General features: G+C 70.4%; 2 protein-coding genes. One reads left to right on the top strand and one right to left on the bottom strand.

Annotation, left to right across the window (positions count from 1 at the left end; translation table 11 throughout):
- Window positions 1-1030: LacI family DNA-binding transcriptional regulator (locus ACFTQE_RS20045; protein WP_376926721.1), on the bottom strand; the 1030-nt coding region annotated here is incomplete at its 3' end.
- 99 nt (window positions 1031-1129) lie between these two features.
- Here ACFTQE_RS20045 and xylA point away from each other — a divergent pair.
- Window positions 1130-2326, top strand: a complete 1197-nt coding sequence (gene xylA, locus ACFTQE_RS20050) for a xylose isomerase (protein ID WP_376926722.1) — start codon at window positions 1130-1132, stop codon at window positions 2324-2326.
- The last annotated feature ends 209 nt before the right edge of the window (window positions 2327-2535 follow it).

Genomic DNA, 2535 nt, shown 5'->3' on the forward strand with positions numbered 1-2535 from the left:
CCGCCGGGATGTCCGCCGGCGGCGCGGTGCTCTCGCGGACGACCAGGCTCGTCGCCAGGTCCATGCGCGGCGTCGTCGCCGGGGTCTCGTCGCTCATCCGGATGACGAGCCGCGCGGCCTCTTCGCCCATTCGCTTCAGCGGCTGGTGCACGGTCGTCAGCCGCGGGGTCACCCAGAGCGCGAGCGGGATGTCGTCGTACCCGACGATCGAGACGTCCTCCGGCACGCGGAGCCCGGCGACGCGCGCCGCGTCGAGCACGCCGACGGCCTGCAGGTCGCTGCCCGCGAAGATCGCGGTGGGCGGTTCGTCGAGCGCGAAGAGCTCGCGAGCGTGATCGCGCCCGCCGCTGACGTGGAAGTCGCCGAACCTGATCCATGCCGGATCGACCGGCAGCCCGGCCGAGTTCATCGCCGAGCGGTACCCGTCGACGCGGGCGAGCGAGCACATCATGTCCTCGGGCCCGGTGATCGCGGCGATGCGGCGATGGCCGAGATCGATCAGGTGCCGGGTCGCCATGAGCCCGCCCGACCAATTCGCGGAACCGACGGACGGGGCGTCGGGTGAGGGGTCGCCGGCCGGATCGATGATGACGAACGGGATGGCCCGCGACCGCAGTCGCTCGCGATACTCGGGCGCGAGCTCGGCGAAGACGAGCACGATGCCGATGGGTCGCCGCCGCATGACGCCTTCGATCCAGTCGGGATCGGGCGCGTGGCGGTTGCCGCTGACCGTGAGCACGACGCTCAGGCCGTGCTCCTTGGCGACGGTCTCGACCCCGTCGATGAGCTCCATCGACCAGATGGCGTCGAGTTCGGGGAAGACGAGTTCGATGAGGTCGGTCCTCGCCTCGGCGCGACCGTGGCGGCGCACGTATCCCCGGTCGGCGAGGAGGGTCTCGACTCGCGTGCGGGTCGCGGCCGAGACGTCGGCTCGGCCGTTCAGGACCTTCGAGATCGTCGAGAGCGAGACGCCGGCCTCGCCGGCCACTTCGGCGAGGGTGACGCGCTCCCCGGGTGCTTCGGAATCCATGTTTCGAATCATATTCCCGAAACTTGCGCTGGCGCGATGCCGGTCGATGCGATAAGTTGTCAGGCACAACCAATACCGCTCAATGAGGATCAGGTGACGATGTCCGTGCCCACCCCCACCCGTGACGACCAGTTCTCCTTCGGCCTGTGGACCGTCGGCTACAACGGCACCGATCCGTTCGGCGGGCCCACGCGGCATCCGCTCGACGTCGCGCACGTCGTCGAGAAGCTCGACGAACTCGGCGCCTACGGCCTCACCTTCCACGACGACGACCTGTTCGCATTCGGGTCGACCGACGCCGAGCGACAGACCATGATCGACCGACTGAAGAGCGCGCTCGAGTCGACGGGCATCGTCGTCCCGATGGTGACCACCAACCTGTTCAGCGCCCCGGTCTTCAAGGACGGCGGCTTCACGTCGAACGACCGCGCCGTGCGCCGCTTCGCGCTCCGCAAGGTGCTGCGCAACATCGATCTCGCCGCCGAACTCGGCGCGAAGACCTTCGTGATGTGGGGCGGGCGCGAAGGCGCGGAGTACGACGCCGCGAAAGACATCCGCTCGGCACTCGAGCGCTACCGCGAGGCCGTGAACCTGCTCGGCGACTACGTCACCGACAAGGGCTACGACATTCGCTTCGCGATCGAGCCCAAGCCGAACGAGCCTCGCGGCGACATTCTGCTGCCGACGGTGGGCCATGCCCTCGCGTTCATCGACTCGCTCGAGCGCCCCGAACTCGTCGGAGTCAACCCCGAGGTCGGGCACGAGCAGATGGCCGGCCTGAACTTCTCCGCCGGCATCGCCCAGGCGCTGTACCACGGCAAGCTCTTCCACATCGACCTCAACGGCCAGCGCGGCATCAAGTACGACCAGGACCTCGTCTTCGGCCACGGCGACCTGCACAACGCATTCGCCCTCGTCGACCTGCTCGAGCACGGCGGTCCCGGCGGCGCGCCGGCGTACACCGGGCCCCGCCACTTCGACTACAAGCCCAGTCGCACCGAAGACGAGACCGGCGTGTGGGACTCCGCCGCCGCGAACATGCGCACCTACCTGCTGCTCAAGGAACGGGCGGCCGCATTCCGCGCGGATCCCGAGGTGCAGGAGGCGCTCACCGCCGCGAAGGTGTTCGAACTCGGACAGCCGACCCTCGGCGAGGGCGAGGGCCACGCCGAACTGCTCGCCGACCGCACCGCGTTCGAGGACTTCGACGCCGACGCCTACCTCGGCGGACACGGCTTCGGCTTCGTGCGACTCCAGCAGCTCGCCACCGAGCACCTGCTCGGCGCACGCGGCTAGGCACGGCGCGTGTCGCTCGTCGCAGGCGTCGACTCGTCGACGCAGGCGTGCAAGGTCGTCATCCGAGACGCTGCGACCGGGGCGCTCGTGCGCTCCGGTCGCGGGCCGCCCCCCCCCCGCCCCCCGGGGGGTACCGCCCCGGGGGGGGGGGGGCGGGGCACCGCGGTAGCCCCCGCGGGCGGGCGCGGAGACGGCGAGGCGGGGGGCCG

The organism is Agromyces sp. NPDC056965, from assembly GCF_042673425.1.
In the GTDB taxonomy this organism is placed as follows: Bacteria; Actinomycetota; Actinomycetes; order Actinomycetales; family Microbacteriaceae; genus Agromyces.

Coding starts and splice junctions, on each gene's coding strand:
- xylA (WP_376926722.1), top strand. CDS start 1,130: ATGTCCGTGCCCACCCCCACCCGTGACGACCAGTTCTCCTTCGGCCTG.